Origin of the sequence: Shewanella sp. DW31 (genome assembly GCF_015767295.1) — a bacterium.
Taxonomy (GTDB): Bacteria; Pseudomonadota; Gammaproteobacteria; order Enterobacterales; family Shewanellaceae; genus Shewanella; species Shewanella oncorhynchi.
The window spans coordinates 126803-146509 of sequence record NZ_JADWMP020000002.1 but is presented as its reverse complement, the minus strand read 5'-3'; the positions used below and the strand labels follow the sequence as shown (position 1 = coordinate 146509).

Here is a 19707-nt window from a genome sequence, read left to right as displayed (position 1 = left end):
AATTGATCATTAAAGTAAAAATGGCTTAGGTATAGGCAGCTTAATAAAAGCTGCACAGTTGAAGTAGCGGGAGTATCCAATTAATTGAAACAACGCATTTTGATGGTCGCGGCTGAAAACGGTGCCCTTGCGGGCGCCAAGGTTGGCGGTATGGCGGATGTCATCCGTGATTTACCCGCCGCTCTGGCGGGTGTTGATTTGTGCGCCGATGTGATCATGCCAAGCTATGGCTTTTTGACTGCGGTAGCCAATCAACCCCAAGATCTGGGTGAGTTAACTGTGGCCTTTGGCGGCCGATTGGAGCGAGTGCATTTGTTTGCCATGCCCCATCCCCATGTGCCAGAGGCGATGATTTATCTGCTCGAACATGCATTATGGCAATCCGTACCTGGGCAGATTTATAGCCAAGGCAGTGCCGAGCGTCCTTTCGCCGACGATGCGACTAAGTTTGCTTTCCTTTGCGCGAGCGTCGCGACAGCATTAGTTACTGGCCGAGTGCCTATGCCGACTGTGCTGCATTTACATGACTGGCATGCGGGCTGCTTAGCCATGTTAAGAGCATTCGTGCCTGAGTTCAGTGCTCTCAAAGACATTGAGTGTGTGTTCTCTATCCACAATCTTGCGCTGCAGGGGATACGTCCCTTAAGCCAAGATTCATCCTCTTTTGCGGCTTGGTTTCCCGAGCTGTTTGCCACTTTGACGCAGGGGCAAAAACAGCTGATCACCGATCCCCGTTATCCCTACTGTGTTAACCCTATGCGCATGGGCATAGTGCTGAGCGACAAAGTGCATTTAGTCTCACCCAGTTATGCCAAGGAAGTGTTGCAGCCCTCCAGACCCGAAGCGGGATTTTTTGGTGGTGAAGGGTTAGAGCAAGACTTACAGGCCAAGGCCAATGATGACAAAGTGGTGGGGATTTTAAATGGCTGTGTATATTCGTCAGTATCGGATTTACCCGCTAAGCCACCTGCGCGTATTCAAGTACCCGAGTTCAAGCAATTGCTGAGTGCGGTTGAAACTGCGTTAGTGCAATGGCAGGGGCATCAAACGCAAGTGAGTGGCGTGGACATGATTGCCTTTGCCCGCACCCAAGCCCATTGGCGTCAAGCAATGGCGGAGCAAGTACCGAGTCTGTTATTGACTTCGGTGGGCCGCTTGACCGATCAAAAAGTCTTACTGCTGCGCCATCAATTGCCCTCGGGTTTATCTGTGCTTGAAACCTTACTTAACGCGTTGAAGCAGACAAAACCGACGGCACTGCTGATTTTACTCGGCAGTGGCGATGCATCGATTGCTAAGTCCTTCCAAGCGTTAGGGGCTAAATACGATAACCTATTATTTTTGCAAGGATACAACGAGGCGTTATCCGAAGCGCTGTATCAGTATGGCGATCTATTTTTGATGCCAAGCTCCTTTGAGCCCTGTGGCATCAGTCAAATGTTGGCCATGCGCGCGGGACAGCCATGTTTAGTGCATAGTGTAGGCGGTTTAAAGGATACCGTTGAGGATGGCGTTAATGGTTTTGCTTTTAACGGCAATAGCTTAAATGAGCAAGCCGAAGCGTTTTTGCAAAGGTTGATGCAAGCCATTGCTTGTTTCGAGGGGAAAACATGGCCACATGTGCGTGCTGCGGCCATGGCACAGCGTTTTGACTGGCATTCTATTGCAGAGCAATATCGTCAACAACTCTATTGCAAAATGTAATGTGGTAAGTCCAAAGTGTGATGCGGCAAAGGGAATTAACGCATGATTTCTAAGTGATTCTGCTACACTTGTGGGGGAATGTTAAAATGGTATCAAGCCCCCTCATTTTTGGAGTCGCTCTCTGAGTTATGGATAAAGGTATTCTCTTTCCGTTGGTACAAAATGCGGCTTTATTGCTGGCGTTGGTATTTTTGTACGACGTGATCCCTAAAAAGCATCAGCGGCAGTATTTCTTGCTGTGGCGTATCATTATTGGGATGCTCATCGGTGGTATTGGTATCACCATCATGAGCACGCCTTGGATATATCAACCGGGCGTTTTCTTTGATACCCGTTCGGTTATTCTCTGTATTTCTGGTCTATTTTTCGGTGGTTTACCGACCTTAGTTGCTGTCGTGATGACGGCGCTGTATCGCATCAGTATCGGTGGCGCTGGTATATGGATTGGCGTCGGCGTGATAGTGTCATCCGGTTTAATCGGGGTGATCTGGCGTCAATATCGTAAGTCTCTGTTAGCCAATATTTCAGGTGGAGAAATTTTTCTCTTTGCCTATACAGTTCATATCGTGATGTTGTTGTGGTTCTTATTTCTACCCAATGGCATTGCAATGCCATTGCTCGCCAAAGTGACCCTCCCAGTATTGACCATTTTCCCAATTGCGACTTGGCTACTGAGCCGCTTGTTATCGCGACGTTTTGAATTAGAGCGTGATGAACAAATTCGTCTGCAGGATGATTTTCTTTTTCGGAGCCAATTCAACGCGGGCAATATTGGTATTGCAATAACGGGAATAGATAAAAAGTGGATAAAGGTGAATCCACGGTTATGTCAAATGCTCAAATATTCAGAAGCTGAATTGCTACGAATGACGTGGACGCAAATTACCCATCCCGATGATTTAGAAGCGGATGCACTGAAATTTGAGCTTATGCTGCGGGGGGATATCGATAATTACGAGATGGATAAACGCTTTATCGTTAAGGACGGCAGCGTGGTTTACACCCATATGACAGTCGCCTGTAAGCGCGGTGGCAATAACTCCGTGCAGTTGGTGATTGCCGGATTTATTGATATCACCTCACAGGCCAGAGCTGATCAAGAGGTGCTCGCTAGCCGTGAACAACTCGAACTGGTGTTAAGCAGTAGCGATCTTGGGGTGTGGGATTGGGATATTCGTCATGATCGTATCGAACGTAACGCCCGCAGCGCTGATATTCTTGGCTGCGATGTTGATATGCTCAACGCTAATAGTCGCCAATGGATGGATGCGATAGTCGCCGAAGACAGACCTAAAGTGCTGCATTCGATTGAGGCCCATATTCGTGGCGAAACGGCGCAACATAAGATGGAGTACCGTTTAAATACCGTAAACCGTAAGGTGCGGTGGATCCTTGATACAGGTAAAGTCGTGAGCAGAGATGCAAACAACAATGCCCTGCGGATGTGCGGAACCTATACCGATATTACCGACGCAAAACTTATCGAAGAATCGTTAAAATTGTCGGCACTGGTTTACGATAACAGCTCTGAAGCCATGAGTGTCCTCGATGAAAAGGGCGTGATTATTACAGTCAACGCCGCCTTTAGTGTGATGACGGGCTATCGTGAATTTGAAGTGCGGGACCAACATGTTCGGCTGCTTTATTGTGACCTCAATGGCCGTGATTTTTACACCAAAATGAACAATGATATCCGCGAGAAAGGCCAATGGCAGGGGGAAATGTGGCAGCGGCGCAAAAATGGTGAGGAATATGTCATCTGGTTAACCATCAACACGATTAATGATAAAGAAGGCCATCCCTATCGACGTGTTGCCCTGTTCTCAGACATTACCGATAAGAAGCAAAATGAGCATCTGATTTGGAAACAAGCTAACTACGATACGCTGACGGGGTTGCCTAATCGGCGCATGTTGTTGGAGTATTTAAGCAGTGAAGTGAAAAATGCCGACCGCAATCGCAACCACTTTGCCTTATTGTTCTTGGACTTAGATTTCTTTAAAGAAGTGAATGACACCTTAGGCCATGCCATGGGCGATTTACTGTTGATAGAAACCGCGAGTCGATTGAAATCCTGTGTGCGTGATGCCGACGTCGTGGCGCGTCTTGGCGGCGATGAATTTACTGTGGTGTTAAGTTCGATGGAAGACCATAAGGGGATTGAGCGCGTCGCCGAGAATATTTTGCGACGAATTGCCGAACCCTATGTGTTAGGGGAAGAGACCGCTTATATCAGCGTCAGTATTGGGATTACTTTATATCCCGATGACTCTACCAGTATTGAAGGGCTTCTCAAGCATGCGGATCAGGCTATGTATGCGGCGAAAGATCAAGGGCGTAATCGCTTCAACTATTTCACCCCATCGATGCAGGAATACGCCAAATACCGCATGCGCTTGATCCAAGACTTACGTCAAGCGGTCGTGAATAAAGAATTTGAACTGCATTATCAGCCGATTGTTGCCTTAGTAACGGGTGAAGTGACCAAGGCTGAAGCCTTGATCCGCTGGCATCATGCAGAGCGTGGTGCTGTGTCGCCTGCAGAGTTTATTCCTGTTGCGGAAGACACCGGCTTGATTGTTGAAATCGGCAATTGGGTGTTCGAGCAAGCCGCTCGCCAGAGTGCGGCGTGGCGTCATGAATTAGGGGTTGAAATCCAAATCAGCGTCAATAAATCCCCAATCCAATTTCGTGATGAAGGCACGCTGCTCAATGATTGGTTGAAGTTATTGCAAGATCTTAATATTACAGGCGCGGGCGTGTGCGTTGAAATTACCGAAGGCTTGTTATTGGATGCCAGTATGGGTGTAACCGAAAAACTACTGGCCTACCGCGATGCGGGTGTGCAAGTGTCGCTGGACGATTTTGGTACTGGCTATTCGTCACTTGCCTATTTGAAAAAGTTTGACATTGATTATCTTAAAATTGATCAATCTTTTACCCGCCATATCGATACAGATTCAAACGATCAAATTCTCTGCGAGGCGATTATCGTGATGGCCCACAAGTTGGGAATGAAGGTGATTGCCGAAGGTGTCGAAACCGATGCGCAGCGGCTAGTCTTGTTGGCTGCAGGCTGTGACTACGGCCAAGGTTACTTGTTCTCAAGACCTGTGCCTGCGGGTGAATTTAGCCAAAAATACTTACAGGATCCGCTTTTAGTCTCCCATGTCTGAGGAGATATTAACTTAGTGGCGATAATTGCCTATAAAAACGCCGCGGATTTTGCTAGACTCCGCGGCCCCGCGTTGGGGCATTGAGTATCACCTCGCATCAAAGTTTTACTACTTAGCTAAAGAGTCCCTATGAAATTTGAAACACTCGGTTTATCTTCTCCTATTTTGAATGCGATAACTGAGTGTGGCTATCAGCAACTCACTCAAGTGCAAGAGAAAGTGATCCCGCTTGCCTTTGAAGGCAAAGACATTATGGCCTGCGCCCAAACGGGTACAGGTAAGACGGCTTCCTTTGCTCTGCCTGTACTTGAAAAGTTGGCGGCTGATTCTTTAACAAGCGACAGCAATGATAAACCGATTTTACGCGCGTTGGTGATGACGCCAACCCGCGAACTTGCGATTCAAGTCTGCGAAAATATCCAAAAATACAGCCAGTTCCTACCACTGAAAACCTTAGCGGTTTACGGCGGCGCCAACATGAATCCCCAGCGTAAAGGGGTAGAGCAGGGCGTTGATATTTTGGTGGCAACTCCTGGTCGTTTATTCGATATTATCGGCCAATTCCAGTTAGATTTATCGAGTGTCACGACCTTAGTGATCGACGAAGCCGACCGTATGTTAGACATGGGTTTTGTGCGCGACATTGAAAAAGTGAAACGCTTAATTGCGCCGCAGCATCAAACCATGTTGTTTTCAGCGACCTATAGTGATGCCGTCAAACAACTCGCCGAGAAAATGCTGAATGAACCTCAGTGGGTGAATGTTGCTGACACGACTACCGCATCCACAGTTGTGCAGGAAGTCTATCGCGTTGATAAACGTCGCAAAGCCGAGCTGTTGTCTGAATTGGTTGGCCGCAACAATTGGCGCCAAGTGCTGGTGTTTGCCAGCACGAAAGAAAGCGCCGAGCATTTATTACAAGAATTAAAGCTGGATGGCATAGCCGCAGGTGTATTCCACGGCGATAAAACACAAGGCGCCCGTAATCGGGTGTTGGAAGAGTTTAAAGCTGGTAAATTGCGGGTGCTGGTGGCGACCGATGTGGCCGCTCGTGGTTTAGACATTCATGCCTTGCCTATGGTGATCAACCTTGAATTACCTTTCCTTGCCGAAGACTATATCCATCGTATTGGCCGTACTGGCCGAGCTGGATTAACGGGTCGCGCGATTTCGTTTGTTTCACCTTCTGACGATGAAATGCTCGCTGAAATTGAAGCCTTGATTGAGCAGAAACTGCCCGTGTCGGTACAACCGGGTTATGAAGAAGGCACGCCTTTGCCTGCCCGTTACCGTGATGCGCCAGCGGCACCGATTAAGCCGATTGGAAAGTGGAGCCATAAGGCGCCGCAGGATCGTACTATTGGTCAGTCTCGTCAGGGTAAGTACGCGAAAGGTAAAGCGCAGGATAGCAAAACCAGTGTCGATAAATCCTCTAGCCGTGCTAAGCCAGCTTCTGGCTCAGGTAAGCCGTTTAATGCAACTAAACCTAAGTCGAATTTGGTGAGCAATAAGTCAGGTTTTGGCTCTCGCGCAAATAAGTCAAAATAGGCTAAGTCAAAATAAGCTAAGTCAAAATAAGCTAAGTCAAAATAAGCTAAGCCCAACAATCAAGGCAAATAAGTGCAAAGTGCTTATTAGTTTAGCCGTCTAACGGTTGCCTAGTTTGTTGATTTGACTGTTGATTAGACTGTTGAATAGTCAGTTGCATATTTTGCTACATAGCCTGTCGCGATTCTAAAAGCGCATCCTCACCGATGCGCTTTTTGTTGAGCTTCAAAGCCAATACTTCTACACTCGAGCGCTAAGCTTTCTATTCGAGCGAGTTTCCTTATGATTATCAAAGCGATTCCCACCAATATCATTACAGGTTTTTTAGGTGTAGGTAAAACCTCTCTGATTAAGCAATTGCTGGCGACTAAACCCGCGGATGAAATTTGGGCTGTGTTGGTCAATGAATTTGGTGAGGTCGGCATTGATGCGGGGTTACTGAATTCCTCCGATAACGGCATACAAATTCGTGAGGTTGCGGGTGGCTGTATGTGCTGCGCAGCAGGCGTACCGACACAAGTGGCCATCAATCAGTTGATTGCGAAAGCGAAACCTGACCGCTTATTGATTGAACCGACTGGGCTTGGGCATCCTAATGAAATCATTAAAGTATTGAGTGCGCCCCATTATCAGAATGTGATTTCACTGCGTAGCACCCTATGTTTGGTGGACGCGCGTAAGATCCACGATCCTCGCTATCGTGAACATGCAAATTTTATTCAACAATTGCAAGTGGCCGATGTGATCATCGCAACTAAGTCTGACTTGTATGATGCTGAAAATACTAAGTTACTCTATGAATTGCAGACTTATTTAAGCCATATTGAACGTACTGATATTCCTGTAGTGAGCCACTCAAATCAACAGCCTTTACCTAGCGCTTTGCTGGACTATCTTAACCAACCAAGGCGCGTGTCACTCAATATAAATGGGCATGCTAGCGCGGGCCTAAAGCTGGGCAGCCTACCGACGACTGCCCCAAGCTTGTTTCGTGCTGGTGGTTCGCGCTTGAGTGAGTTGAGCCTCTTTGCCGAAGGTGCAATCGAAGCCGAACTTGATTTTGATGATCGCGGTATAGTGCGAAAGCAGAATCAAGGTGAAGGTTGTTTTAGCTGCGGCTGGGTGTTTGAACCGAGCCAAGAATTTGATTTTGATAAATTAATGGATTTTATTCAGCGGCAAGCTCAATCATCCGACGTTGGGCAAGTGTTGCTTAGATTAAAGGCCGTGATGATCACTACTGATGGAATTGCAGGATTTAACTGGATTGACCATGAGTTTACTGTGGTTGAACTCGATGACATCCTAGATTCCAGACTAGAAATGATTACCATGGAGGAGGTTAATTGGGACGAGATTGAGCTGCAGTTGATTGCTTGTCTTAGCTAACTGAGTTCCCCATCACTCTTTATTACAGGTGTGAGCATCGCCAAGAGGGTCAGATTTAACGGGAATAATAAGGTTGGATCAGTAAGGCAAGGTCACGCGGTATTTTTGGCCGAGTGTCGTGAGTGTGCCATTTTGGATCATCTCCTCGAAGAAGCTGTCAAAACGAATTCTTAGCGGATCAAATTTAGCTTGTTTCGGAAAAGCCATAAAGCCGTCTCGCACATCGATTATCGGCATGATTGGCGAAATTGCTTTAGGGATTTTGATTTGGGCGAGCACTGCATTTGTATTGCGACTATTGGTGGCGAGTAAATCTAAATCACCCCGCGAAAGCCGTTCTATGCCACTTTTAATATCGACAAATTCATTGATATTTAATGATTTAGTTTGTTCAGTAAACCTTGTGCCATAACTCCAACCCTGCATTTTTCCAATCCGTTGCGTTTTAATACTGGCATAGTCGCCATTCCACACTATTTCATTGTCTGCCCGAGCATAAAACACCATATCATCGCGGTAAAATGCCTTCGCCGCAAAAACCAAGTTGGCATTACGCTCTGGGGTATCGTAGGGACCAATAAGAATATCCGCTTGGCCACGTTCAACCATAGAGATAGCGCGGCGCCATGGGGTAATTTGATAGTGAATGTTCACACTTTGCTGCTGGGCGAAGCGATTCAAAATATCGACACCTAAGCCGGTATATTCGCCATTGGCTTGTAGTTCAAAAATTTGACTGAAACTCGAACCCACTGCGAGCAGGTCTTTGGCCTGTGCAGTCAAGCAAAGGCTGCTGAGCGCCAAAAGGACGACTTGTGCAAAGCCTTTGCTGAGTATCATGGCATTCCTTGTGTGGTTTGAATGCGGGAGGTTAGAACACTGTCTCTCGTAAAAGCGGCGATATCGTTATGCAATTCACTAGGGTTAAGGTTAGCAAATTTTACTCAGATTTGATTGCACGTTAACATTTTAATGTTTTGAAATAAATGGAAGATTAATCGTAAGGGCATTAAGCCGTTGATCTTCAATCGATACATCATCCTATCCCTCAGCCTGCTTAGTTACGATTAAAGGTTTCAGTTTTTATCATTCACTGATGGGAGGGAGAAATGTATTTTCCTTATGCGTTTAAATCAGTTAAGGCCGAATAAAGGGGATTGGGGTATGCTCTGCCATTCATTGATTTATACGCCAATGCTGGGCGGTTTATTTGAGTGGGATGTTATGAAGCTGCAGGAAATAGATAAAACCTTGTATCGTAAAAACATGAATTTATTCATTGTTATTCTAGTTGTTAGCTTAGTCGTGTTATCACTGATTTTTGGTACTGGACTCATTGCGCTGTTTGGGGCAACGCCAGTGGAAGGTGAGCCAACAGGTAATTTTCACTTGAATCTTTTAGGCGTAATTTTCAGTCTGGGTCTGTGTAGCTCCTTGATTTACAACTTAAAAGACCGACCTTTTTTCAGTGAAATTTATTATGTGTGGCAATTGAAGCTGCTCCATAATCGTATTTATCGCAAGCTGATAAAGATTAAAGCCGCTGCGGCGCAAAATGATGTGAATGCTTTGATTATATTGCTTTTTTATTACACCAGTTTAAGGCAAGTGTATGTACTCGATGACAATACGCTGACCTTGCCAGCGCTGACTCAAGATCTCAATCGTTTGAATGCACAAATCGAGAGCTTAGGTTTATTGCTGTCGCCCGAACAATTTACGCCTGAGTTGCTGACGCGTCCTTTCTGATACTGATGAGGCAAGATGAGGATCGCTCCTCACCTTGTCATATCTAGCCCTTATCTTGTCTTTGTCGTCCTTGCCCAGAATGAGGTCAGCGAGTTTCACTTAGGCGGCTTGCTGGGCTCTTTGTAGTGTGAGTAACCACTTACCATAGATGTAAATTCCTACCGCTGAGATAGTCCCTATGGCGGCGATGATGTACCACGCCATGCCAATGTTATGGTTGTGGTACAGCAATTGGGTGAGATCGTGTGCGTTTTCACCTGTGTAACTCACCAAAGTGGTAAAGGCTTCACCTTGGGGAATGGCGCTGACCTCAGTGCTGTTCATGCCGCGCTCTAGCAATAAATCCCGCGAAAACAATTCCTTTGATGCATAAATCTCGTAGAGTTTAGGGCCAAAGTAGCCTTCTAATCCCCAGCCGATCCCTTGGGGCAACATCACAAATCCCAAGTACATGGCTTTTTTGCCTTCGGGAGCAATATTACCCATAAACTCGTTTTTCTTCGGGCTAATCATCATTTCGCCAATGGAGAACATGGCAATCGCGAATACGATAAACCATGCCGCATGGAAAGCACCGATAAACACAAAAGCTAAAATACTCAGCAAACAACCAATAAACATGGCGGTAGTGATACGGTATTTAGCCGTCAGTGCCGCGACGATAAAACAGCAGGTCATGATCAGGCCCGCATTAAGGTTTAGCATACCTTCTGGCATCACCTTAGTGCCTTCGTTATTGAGGCCAAGCCAAAATTGCAGAATACCGTTGCTGGTGCCTTCGCTGCCAAAGAGGGAGGTTACGATTACGCTGGTATCGACCCATTCGGAAATATGGATAGGCAGCACATCGAATAGGGCATTGAACAAGAACCAAAATCCTGAAAAAACGAGCATATAGTAGATTACAATCGGCTTTTTCAACTCGCGCCAAGCATCACGCCACAGGGATTCTTGTTCGACTTCACCTGATTTTATTTGCTTATTGCGTTCCAGTCGCTCGGCTTTACCAGGCTCGGTATAGGTGAGTAAGAATAAGAAGTTGAGTGAAATAATCGCGGCGCAGGCGAAAAATACATTGTCCCACGACAATTGGCGCATATGCACAGCAACTAAAGGCCCGAGGAAACCGCCAATGTTTACAACTTGGTAAAAAATGCCCCAAGCCATTGAAGTGTTATTGCGATTAGTGGACAGCACTAAGGTGCCTTGAATGCCCGGTTTAAATATGCCAGTGCCTATGGCAAGGAGTAATGCACCGACAAGGAAGCCCCAAAAGCTGGGGAAGAATGCCATGACGAGATAGCCAAAGATTTTAATGATGGTGGAGCCGAAGATGGTTTCTTTGTAGCCCACTCGGTCAGACATGCCACCAGTGAACACGGGCACAAAGGTTTGCATGATCGCCCAGAGGGAAATAATAATGCCGTAGTCACTCAGGCTGATCCCAAGGCCGCCCGCAGACTCTGGCGCCTTAGCATACAGTCCTGCACTGGCTTTAACGCCGTAGTAGGCGATACGCTCGACTAACTCCATACCGCCAACTAACCAAAACACATAACCTAAGCTAGTAATGGAGGCCCACATGCCGAGCTGTTTGACTTCTCGCAGATCGTTGCCTGCATTTGGACTATTCTGACTCATGTCCTTCCCTTATTATTGTTATTGAATTTATTTCTGTTTAACCCATTAATTATCAAAAACTTAAATTTATGAAGTTAATGATTTCATCTTGTTTAAATACGATAATGGGCTTGCTTGAACGGATACTTTACCTAATTCGGCCTTAAACACCAAAAAAGTAGCAGAAAATGATGAATTAACCCACATCTGTTATTGAACTGTACTGAGTTTGTCATTTGGCTGAAATTGGACTGTTTCTGCTTAAGTCATTGTGATGATTAATCTTTATTGTTAATTATTCACAATGAACATGCTTTGAGTTCTCGCTATTTTTAGGTACAATCCATTGTCGCATTTTTGTTCACCCGATCATTTTTCTAGATAGATTACGACTCTAGCCCCCCTTTTTGTGAGAAACGCTAATGACAGCAACAACATCTAATCATGCTCCTGCGGATATGAGCTTGCTCGAGGAGCCGATTGCGAAGCTTTTTTGGCGCTATACCATACCCACCATAGCCTCTATGTTGGTGACGGGCGTATATGTGACAATTGATGGCATCTTTGTTGGCCACTATTTAGGTGAAACAGGGCTGGCGGGGATGATGCTAGCTTACCCTGTGGGCGCGATTTTATACGCTATTGGCGCCATGATAGGTATGGGTAGCGCGGCATTAGTGTCAATCAATCTTGGCCAAGGTAATGTAGTCAAGGCCCGTAAACTACTGGGTAATGCCTTTACGTTATGTCTATTAACGGGATGCTTTTTTGCCCTTGTTGGCGGGATATTCTCGCGAGATATTTTGGTTGCCCTTGGGGCGCAAGGTGAGATGCTCGAAAATGCTAACGAATACTTATTCTGGTATTTTGCACTGTGTCATTTCCCCATAATTTCAATGACCTTCACCACACTGCTGCGTAATGATGGCAGGCCATCCATGGTGACTTGGGTGCTGATTTTGGGTGGTGTATTAAACACTTTCTTAGACTGGCTGTTTATTGTGGTTTTCCCCTTTGGTTTAGCGGGCGCAGCGATTGCGACTATGTTGTCGCAGGCGGTAACGGGGCTTTTGTGTTTACAGCATTTTTTCAGTCCGCGCACTCAGCTTAAAATCACTTTTGAGCAGATGAAGCTCAAGCTCGATAATTGCCTTAATATAGCCCGCGTTGGTTTCCCCAGCTTTTTGATGAATCTCTATTTGTCGATAGTGTTAACCCTGCATAATACGGCTTTTTTGTGGGTTGGCGGTCCATTACATGTGGCCGCCTATGGTGTGGTGAGTTACACAGAAGCGTTTTTCTATCTGATTTTTGAGGGCATTGCGCTTGGTACTCAACCCATTTATAGCTTTAACGCGGGAGCTGGGCGTTTTGACAGGGTTAAACAAGCGCGCAATATTGCTTTTGGTATGACGTTACTCACCGCAGCTTTAGGTTTAGCGCTGATTTATTCTCGCCCTGAATGGTTAGTGTATTTGTTTGCCGGTGATAATCCGAATTTAACACCAGTGGCGATTGAAGGTATGCGCTGGTATTTTTGGGGTTTGCCTATGGAAGGCTTAATCTTAGTCGGTGCGAGTTTCTTCCAAGCTATTAACTGTTCGAAACAAGCTTCTATGCTGACGGGCGCTAAGCTTATTCTTATCGCTGCAATTATCTACTGCTTTGCATGGGCGTTCGGCGTGATTGGTGTGTGGGTGTCGCTTGCGACCTGTAGCACTATCTTGACGATATGGATGTTTTACGCCATGAAGCGAGTCGAGGCACGTCTGCATTAATCCTTGCTTTGGGTTGTATTGGTTTCGCCTGATATATTGACAAGACAAGGGGCGAGGCAAGTAACCTGTAGCTGTGGCATAAGTGTTTAGTTTTACGTAAATTTTACAATTGGGGCGATTAATGGCCCCGATTGTAATTGCCTGCATATCTTTCGTCGTTAAACATGACTTAGGGCTAGCGTGGGATGATGGCCTCTGGTACATTTCGCTGGTTTAATCTGCAATCAAAAATGACTTATCCAAGTGTGCTGTTGAGCCGAGGCTATAGCCCTCAATTAACAGACTGAGTTCGCTTAGGCTTTTGGGTCGATTGATCGTTGATATGACTGGGTATTGAGCCGAATGACTCGCTCGTTGATTTTAGTAATTTATGTTTTATGAGGCCCTTATGCGCACCACTGCAGTCATTTCTATGCTGTTGCTTGGCGTGTTAACGACAGTTAATGCCAGTGCAAAAGAGAATGAGTTAGTGTTTGCCAGCGACTTCGAAGGCAATCGTTTATCTCAACCTTGGTCGTGGATCATGGGTTGTCAATTTGAAGGCGCTGAACCTCACACAGGTGAAAGTGCGCTGCTTTGCGTCGAAGGCAATAGCAGTATCGTCAGTAAGTATCCTATTTCTGAAGCGGGTCTATTAGAGTTTTGGGTCAAAACCCAGAATACTCAAACCCAATATCGAATCAATGTATTGACCTCTCCGGTATTAAAGCTCGATGCCCAGTGGCAGCATGTTGCTTTAATCGATATCACCCCTGGGGCTAACGAATATTTAGCACACCGAGTGTCTATTGATGATCCGAGTCGCCAATATATCCGTCTTGATATTGAGGCCATTAATGGCCCTATCAGTTTGGACGATTTGAGCTTAGGTAAAATTCGCCTTGATATGGCCCTGCAAAAAAATGAGCAGAAAATTATCGGCGGGATTTTAGATAAGCTGAAAGCTGATAAGAATTACGAAGTGCAGTCTGAGTCATTTCGTACTTTAGGTAAAAATTATGCCGCCCAGCTCGAGAGCCAAAGACAATACCTCGAGTACTCGAATGCTATTTATTCAAGTATCACCTTTGTGTTGGCGACGTCTGAGCGCAATAAAATGTCTAACCCTATGGGATATAACACCTTTAGGTCGGTTTTAACTGACGCTAAACGTGTGGCATCACCTCTCCAACAGGCGCGTTTAGGCTCTATGGTGAAACCCTTTGGTGACTTAGCTACTGCCACCTTAAACGTAGTCAGTGCCGGCGCGTACTCTGCCTTTGCCGAACCCTTTAAGTCATTCTTAGCAGCGACTTTTGATCGCTCTAATTATGACAACAGTGACTTAAGCCGTAGTGATAAAAAGTTTGCTGAAGAAAATGGCCTGAAAATTTATCAGCAGGCCGAACGGTTTATGTCTGAAATCGAAAAAGAACTGCAACAAGTCACTGCACTCGACAATGATTTAGTCAGTATGCAGAAGAACTTAGATAATTTCCGTAAGGATCTCGACAAGCATCTGCGCAGTTACTTACAGCATGCCAGTATTGCCCGCACACCTGAAAATTACAGCCGAGTGATGAGTAAAGATGAGCAGGCACGCGCGCTGGTGATTGCCGAGGCGAGTGCCAATATCAGTGCTAAAGCTGAGGCGCTATTGGCTTCGAACAGCAATGCAGAGTTAGTGCAGTACATGATTAAAACCACTGAGAAGATTGATGAATTTCAAGAGTTCAAGGAACGTTTTAATCAGATCACTTCGGCCATGCTGACCTTCTACGACAAATTTGAGCGCTCAATTGCCGCTGAGCAAAACCCCTTTACCGATCCTAGCGACCGTGCCGTGTGGGAGCAGCACGCCAAAAGCGCCCGTAACTACATTCGCCAGTCGAAGGAAGCGTTCACTAAAGCCTTTATGTAAAGGATTGTTGTAATTAAGTGGTAGTAACGGCCTAAAATTATGGCGATTTTTCTATTTTAGGTTTGGAGTTATCAAGGATAAAACAGGTAGTCAGAATCATTTCTGTTAGTGGGCAAGGATGATGAGTAAACCCTATACAACAACTCGGTTTGACACAGATACCGCCACAATGGCGATATTTGATCCCGCGGCATTAACTCATCGCTGTGAAGATACGGCTGATTGGTGGTCTGTGCCGAGTGACGAAATTTTGGAAATCAATCAAGGTCATGTGCTATTCGTAGGACTTGGCGCCGATGGCTGTTATGAGGTTGAAATTTTCCGTAAGCTAGGTGAGGCTGGGCTCAATTCGAATTATCTCTCTGCAAACTTAACAATATTGTCAGGGTGCCTGTATATTGGCGCCGCCGAGCAAGTTCCAGCAGGAGATCTTGGGCCTGAAACAACCTATGGCGGCGCTTTAATTTATGCTGTGCGAGGGAATATTGAGGTGAGGGTGTATCGGCTTACACCCCATAAACTGGTGGTTGAATATGAGTCAACCTCAGAAGATGTACTAAACGAGTTTACGTCTAGCCCATTACTTTAAGCGGCTTACTTTATTCGCTACCATTTTTAATCCCTATACGGGCTGTTAAACACCAAAGGTAACTTGTTAATCATCAGGGGTAAAAAAGCAATTTAACATTATGAGTTCTATGATGAATAATACTAAATGGCGCGAATGTATGACGCTGTTAGCTTCTCGTCCTGTGTATTTGCAACTACAGTTGGTCGGTGAAGAGGACTTTCCTCTCGATTATGAAGCCTCAAATCAAGTGTTATCCGAGATCATGGCTACTGATTGTCTTTTTGTGCAAAGGTGTATTCGCTATAAATCCATTAACGCGATTAGAATTGCGAAAACCGTTTTTCCCGCCGGTTTGGCGGATGACAATGTATTTCTGCTTGCTGAATTAAAAATCAGATTACAGCAACTCGGCCAGTTACCACTAATTGAAGACGATCAGTTTATTGTTATTCATGGCTATCATGACCTCATGGTTTGTTGAATCCAGAGCATCTACACTGGCTTACAACACACACCATATCTTAAGCTCGCTCTGCGATGGAGTTCATAGACTTCACAACCTAACAATGGCTCAGTTCTATTAAGAACTGCGCCAAAACGCTCAAAGTAGTCTTCATTAACTTGTTTTGCACTGATAAGTGGTACTTCAATACTGACATCTACACGACCTTTACGTATCAACGCTGGGTCAAGATTATCAGGATGATTTGTGGTCATTATTACAAGGCAGTCATCAAGAGGAATGATTCCGTCTAACGCGTTTAGAACGCCACCTAAAGTGAGTGGTGGGTTATCTACATTGCTTTCAGCAGTACGTGATACCGTAGCCTTTACACAGTCACAGTCCTCTATTAACAACATAGCTCCGGGTGGTACCTTTCTAATCGCCTTATGAATAGTGGCATCATTTACAGTCGATAGATTCAATATGTAAAGATCGCGATGATACTCAACAGCTAAGGCTCTCGCTATACCCGTCTTACCTGTACCCGTTTTGCCATGTAACAGTATGGTTAGCTTACTTACAACCGATTTCCCTCTACTTGCGAAGTTATCAACTTCTCCCATCAACTTCTGCTTAAACCCTTCATCTAGCACTAATTCACTAAAACCCGATGATTTCAATGTGCCATAGCGACACCATTCGGTTTCTTCGAAAATATTCACTTTTGGCTCTGTAGAGATGTCTCCACGAGTATCTTCTAAAAAACTATATAGTTTATCTTTTGCCCACCATGGTGCACTTACAGTAATAGTATCGTATGCCATCGTACTATCGACCTTAGAGCGGGTAGCCAACATGAAACAACCACCGTATTTAAACAGGTGCATACCGTAGCCGATAGACTTAACACTGACACGCCCGTCGTAACTCACACTATAGTCATAGTACACAGCCTCAGAGATAGAGCGTGAAAAAAACGGAATGGTAGTATTACTGATCAAAAAGGATAGTTTATTGAATACCTCTGTGCGCGCCTGATGGCTATCGTCTATAGTGAGCCGCACAAACAGCAGACTACTGAGCCAACTTAACAGCTTCGCGGGGACATCTTTTAGCATATAGCCTACGAGTCCAATTAACGTTAATGTTAATACTCCAACAATGACAGCCGTCAATAAAGGCTCACCATTGGTGAGCGCCTTTATTTGTAGTAATACCTCGTTCATTTACTCACCTTTACTATAAATGCCTCATGGACATAATCGAGAATACTATCAACCGAGTCGAGGATACTACCAAGGTATCCTCAGTATGTGCGCTATCGCACGTGGTTAAAGCGACTTGATAAAGATCCCCTGCCTATCACTAACGATTGCCTTATAACGTAGTAATATCACATTTTAAATCAATATCTTAATGTTGGGTTTATATTTAAGCGTCACTAACGTACACAGATAAATATCAGAGATGGCGCCGTTCATCAAAGAGTAGGATGGGGCGGCCCTGCATCCACGGATTGACTTGAACAACATCCGTGTTTAACTGCCAGTTCGCTATCTGATAGGCAGGACGCCTGAATGTCGTGCAATGCAGGGATGCATGAGAACGACCATGGCTCTCGTTCATAAGCTTAAAGCCCTAGGTTTCTATTCACCGAGTCGGCGAGTGAATGCCATGGCAAGCCTGTAAACTGCTCGTCAATAAACGTTAATTGGTAAGCTGTGTTAGTGGTTTATCAGCCTACAACTCAAATATCATTCAGCGAAATCTCAATAAGAAAGCCGCTAATGGAGGCGGCTTTTGTGTTTCGATGATTCCATAACCCTTGAATTTTCTTGGTTACATTAAATCTCGAGGCATTAGAGCAAATACACGTTTAAGCTGCAGGCACCGTGGGCGCCGACGACGAGGGCTTGTTCGATATCGGCGGTTTTTGATGGACCCGCGATAAACACCCCGAACTCACCTGATGCTAACGTGATTTCTTTAGCTGCCTGATGTAGGGTCGGCACAATCTTATTCGTTGGCAGGGCTAAGATCAGGTTTTCACAGATAAAAGGTGTCACTCTGTGGCCTAGATTTTTATTGTTAACCCAAATGGCACCGTTTTCGGCAACGCCAATGTCACCAGGGATCACTGCATAATCTATGTTTTTGAGCTCGTGGGCTGTGGGTGGCATTTCACGGTTTGCCGTGACACCCTCTACAAGGGAGATGACCTGTAACCCTTGGGCGATAAGTTCATCGACTTTGGCTTGCAGGGCTTTGATGCCACCTTCTTTATGCAGCGTACCCGCGACAGTATTGAGGTTGGTCTCGAACTGGCCGACGAGATTTTCGACTCTTGGCGTCACATCTATGCTTGGCATAGGATGATTTGTTAAGGCCGACAGTTTGAGCGCATTGAGAATTTCAAGTTTACTAGACATCTTATAGGCTCCTGTGTTTCTTAAACCAAGCTTCGAAGCTGGAGTTCGGGGCAACGGGCAGTTCACGGTATTTACCCCATGCACCGCTAAAGGGTTTTAACAGACTACCCGGTAGAATGCGCAGCGCAGTTCTCGCCATACTCATAGAGCAGTTCAGCATGGTTTCGCTTGCCATAAATTTACCCACTAATGGCATGTAACTGTTTTTGCCATAGGGGAGTTTTCCGGCTTCAGCCTTAAGGCGTCTGTGGTGGAAAATAATCTTATCGAGCGGCACCTTAGTTGGGCAGATATAGGTACAGCTGCCACACAAGGTACAGGCCCAGGCAATCGAGTTAGTGTCATCAATCTTAGCGCCCACTGCGATACCAATTGGGCCAGGGATGGTGTAGTTGTAGCTGTAACCGCCGGAGCGACGATACACAGGACAGGTATTGAGGCAACCACCACAACGAATACACTTCAATGATTCTGCGAGGATTTTATCCTTGAGCATCTCAGTGCGGCCATTGTCGACGATAATAATGTGCATCTCACCTTCGGGCTGTGGGCCACGGTAAAAGGCGCTATAAGTCGTGACAGGTTGGCCCGTGGCGTTGCGCGCCAGTGTTCGCAGTAAAACGGCGGCGCTATCGATATCGGGCACCACTTTGTCGATCCCCATTGAATGCAACTGCAACTTAGGCAGGTTAGCACCCATGTCGGCGTTGCCTTCGTTCGTGCAGACCACCACGGCGCCTTTATCGGCAATCGCCATGTTCACGCCTGTCATCGCGGCATCGGCGCTAAGGAACTGTTCACGCAGGTGGGCACGGGCGGCGCGGGTTAAATACAAGGGATCGGCTGCCCCTGCTTTAGTGCCGAGTTTCTCATGGAAGAGTTCGCCGACTTCTTCCTTTTTCATATGGATAGCGGGCACGACTATGTGTGATGGTGGCATTTTGGCGAGCTGAATAATCCGCTCACCTAAGTCGGTATCTATGACCTCAATGCCACGTTGTTCTAAGTACGGATTGAGGTGACATTCCTCGGTCAGCATAGACTTAGACTTCACCAACTTTTTGACTTTATGGCGGGATAAAATGTCATGCACGATACGATTGTGCTCTGCGCCATCTTTCGCCCAATGGACTTGTATGCCGTTGGCGATACAGTTTTGTTCAAAGGTTTCAAGATATTGAGCAAGATGGGTTAGCGTGTGGAGCTTAATTTCTGAGCCAAGCTGGCGCAGTTGTTCCCATTCTGGGATGCTACCCGCGGCGCGGTCGCGTTTTTCTCTGAGCATCCATAGCGCTTTTGAATGCCAGTCGACACGGGCTTCGTCGCGGCAAAAAATATCGGCTTTATGGGCATGGACTTGGGAGCCATTAGCTCCGTGATTATGATTGTAAGCCATGG

14 protein-coding genes are annotated in these 19707 nt (G+C 45.9%); 9 read left to right on the top strand and 5 right to left on the bottom strand.

Annotated features, from left to right (window positions below):
• Positions 1-84 precede the first annotated feature (84 nt).
• The 4 genes from GWI56_RS02915 (at position 85) to GWI56_RS02900 (ending at position 7817) form a co-directional block, all read left to right on the top strand.
• Positions 85-1704 carry a glycogen/starch synthase gene (locus tag GWI56_RS02915; RefSeq protein ID WP_198572089.1) on the top strand — a complete coding sequence of 540 codons (1620 nt, stop codon included), beginning with the start codon at positions 85-87 and terminating at the stop codon, positions 1702-1704.
• Positions 1705-1832: 128 nt separating this feature from the next.
• Complete coding sequence (locus GWI56_RS02910; RefSeq protein WP_198572088.1) at positions 1833-4880, top strand: EAL domain-containing protein; 3048 nt, start codon at positions 1833-1835, stop codon at positions 4878-4880.
• A 129-nt stretch (positions 4881-5009) separates the two neighbouring features.
• On the top strand, positions 5010-6428 hold the full coding sequence (locus tag GWI56_RS02905; RefSeq protein WP_198572087.1) for a DEAD/DEAH box helicase: 1419 nt from the start codon (positions 5010-5012) through the stop codon (positions 6426-6428).
• A 282-nt stretch (positions 6429-6710) separates the two neighbouring features.
• Positions 6711-7817 carry a GTP-binding protein gene (locus GWI56_RS02900; protein ID WP_198572086.1) on the top strand — a complete coding sequence of 369 codons (1107 nt, stop codon included), beginning with the start codon at positions 6711-6713 and terminating at the stop codon, positions 7815-7817.
• Positions 7818-7895: 78 nt separating this feature from the next.
• Here GWI56_RS02900 and GWI56_RS02895 read toward each other — a convergent pair whose 3' ends face one another.
• A complete protein-coding gene (locus GWI56_RS02895; RefSeq protein WP_198572085.1) occupies positions 7896-8657 on the bottom strand; it encodes a transporter substrate-binding domain-containing protein in 762 nt (253 codons plus the stop codon).
• 384 nt (positions 8658-9041) lie between these two features.
• On the opposite strand from GWI56_RS02895, the gene GWI56_RS02890 reads away from it, so the two are divergent.
• Positions 9042-9566, top strand: a complete 525-nt coding sequence (locus tag GWI56_RS02890) for a DUF3087 domain-containing protein (protein WP_198572149.1) — start codon at positions 9042-9044, stop codon at positions 9564-9566.
• A 99-nt stretch (positions 9567-9665) separates the two neighbouring features.
• On the opposite strand, the gene GWI56_RS02885 is transcribed toward GWI56_RS02890, so the two are convergent.
• A complete protein-coding gene (locus GWI56_RS02885; protein WP_198572084.1) occupies positions 9666-11207 on the bottom strand; it encodes an MFS transporter in 1542 nt (513 codons plus the stop codon).
• A gap of 401 nt (positions 11208-11608) precedes the next feature.
• On the opposite strand from GWI56_RS02885, the gene GWI56_RS02880 reads away from it, so the two are divergent.
• The 4 genes from GWI56_RS02880 (at position 11609) to GWI56_RS02865 (ending at position 15916) form a co-directional block, all read left to right on the top strand.
• Positions 11609-12964 carry an MATE family efflux transporter gene (locus GWI56_RS02880; protein WP_028760699.1) on the top strand — a complete coding sequence of 452 codons (1356 nt, stop codon included), beginning with the start codon at positions 11609-11611 and terminating at the stop codon, positions 12962-12964.
• A 388-nt stretch (positions 12965-13352) separates the two neighbouring features.
• The gene (locus GWI56_RS02875) at positions 13353-14864 is read left to right on the top strand and encodes a hypothetical protein (protein ID WP_113941018.1); all 1512 of its coding nucleotides are present in this window, start codon (positions 13353-13355) and stop codon (positions 14862-14864) included.
• Positions 14865-14985: 121 nt separating this feature from the next.
• Positions 14986-15453, top strand: a complete 468-nt coding sequence (locus GWI56_RS02870; RefSeq protein WP_242068337.1) for a DUF6386 family protein — start codon at positions 14986-14988, stop codon at positions 15451-15453.
• 109 nt (positions 15454-15562) lie between these two features.
• Positions 15563-15916: a hypothetical protein gene (locus tag GWI56_RS02865; protein ID WP_242068336.1), complete on the top strand. Its 354-nt coding sequence runs from the start codon at positions 15563-15565 to the stop codon at positions 15914-15916.
• Positions 15917-15927: 11 nt separating this feature from the next.
• Here the strand turns inward: GWI56_RS02865 and GWI56_RS02860 are convergent, their stop codons facing one another.
• The 3 genes from GWI56_RS02860 to GWI56_RS02850 form a co-directional block, all read right to left on the bottom strand.
• Positions 15928-17106, bottom strand: coding sequence for an AAA family ATPase (locus tag GWI56_RS02860; RefSeq protein WP_198572083.1), 1179 nt, complete (start codon positions 17104-17106; stop codon positions 15928-15930).
• Between the two features lie 633 nt (positions 17107-17739).
• The gene (locus GWI56_RS02855) at positions 17740-18309 is read right to left on the bottom strand and encodes an LUD domain-containing protein (RefSeq protein WP_028760696.1); all 570 of its coding nucleotides are present in this window, start codon (positions 18307-18309) and stop codon (positions 17740-17742) included.
• 1 nt (position 18310) lies between these two features.
• Complete coding sequence (locus GWI56_RS02850) at positions 18311-19705, bottom strand: lactate utilization protein B (protein ID WP_198572082.1); 1395 nt, start codon at positions 19703-19705, stop codon at positions 18311-18313.
• Positions 19706-19707 lie beyond the last annotated feature (2 nt).

Bases quoted from the DNA above. Each gene is read 5' to 3' on its own strand.
- GWI56_RS02910 (WP_198572088.1), top strand. From the start codon at position 1,833: ATGGATAAAGGTATTCTCTTTCCGTTGGTACAAAATGCGGCTTTATTG.
- GWI56_RS02905 (WP_198572087.1), top strand. From the start codon at position 5,010: ATGAAATTTGAAACACTCGGTTTATCTTCTCCTATTTTGAATGCGATA.
- GWI56_RS02900 (WP_198572086.1), top strand. From the start codon at position 6,711: ATGATTATCAAAGCGATTCCCACCAATATCATTACAGGTTTTTTAGGT.
- GWI56_RS02895 (WP_198572085.1), bottom strand. From the start codon at position 8,657: ATGATACTCAGCAAAGGCTTTGCACAAGTCGTCCTTTTGGCGCTCAGC.
- GWI56_RS02890 (WP_198572149.1), top strand. From the start codon at position 9,042: ATGAAGCTGCAGGAAATAGATAAAACCTTGTATCGTAAAAACATGAAT.
- GWI56_RS02885 (WP_198572084.1), bottom strand. From the start codon at position 11,207: ATGAGTCAGAATAGTCCAAATGCAGGCAACGATCTGCGAGAAGTCAAA.
- GWI56_RS02880 (WP_028760699.1), top strand. From the start codon at position 11,609: ATGACAGCAACAACATCTAATCATGCTCCTGCGGATATGAGCTTGCTC.
- GWI56_RS02875 (WP_113941018.1), top strand. From the start codon at position 13,353: ATGCGCACCACTGCAGTCATTTCTATGCTGTTGCTTGGCGTGTTAACG.
- GWI56_RS02870 (WP_242068337.1), top strand. From the start codon at position 14,986: ATGAGTAAACCCTATACAACAACTCGGTTTGACACAGATACCGCCACA.
- GWI56_RS02865 (WP_242068336.1), top strand. From the start codon at position 15,563: ATGATGAATAATACTAAATGGCGCGAATGTATGACGCTGTTAGCTTCT.
- GWI56_RS02860 (WP_198572083.1), bottom strand. From the start codon at position 17,106: ATGAACGAGGTATTACTACAAATAAAGGCGCTCACCAATGGTGAGCCT.
- GWI56_RS02855 (WP_028760696.1), bottom strand. From the start codon at position 18,309: ATGTCTAGTAAACTTGAAATTCTCAATGCGCTCAAACTGTCGGCCTTA.
- GWI56_RS02850 (WP_198572082.1), bottom strand. From the start codon at position 19,705: ATGGCTTACAATCATAATCACGGAGCTAATGGCTCCCAAGTCCATGCC.